The 226-nt window shown below is 50.4% G+C and carries 1 protein-coding gene; it reads right to left on the reverse strand.

From position 1 onward, the window contains the following. Window positions 1-193 (reverse strand): hypothetical protein (locus E1189_RS24445; RefSeq protein WP_230459875.1); only part of this gene is annotated, 193 nt, incomplete at its 3' end. Window positions 194-226: the final 33 nt, after the last annotated feature.

The raw sequence follows: 226 nt of genomic DNA on the forward strand, positions 1-226 counted from the left end.
ACATGCCCCGTATGGCAGCCTCACTACAAAGCTCTTCGTAAAGCTCAAAGTTTGCCTTGCGACAATACTTGTGCAGGTATACACGACACTGGTGAACGCGCACGCCTTGTGTCTTAGCGACATCAGAAAGACTTGCCCCCTTGAGAACTGGAATGGCGCTCTGCCTGATACTGTCCATATCCTGACTACTCATAGCCCAACCTCCCACCAATCACCTTCAAGAATC

It is taken from the genome of Parendozoicomonas verongulae (assembly GCF_009711465.1).
Taxonomy (GTDB): domain Bacteria; phylum Pseudomonadota; class Gammaproteobacteria; order Pseudomonadales; family Endozoicomonadaceae; genus Sansalvadorimonas; species Sansalvadorimonas verongulae.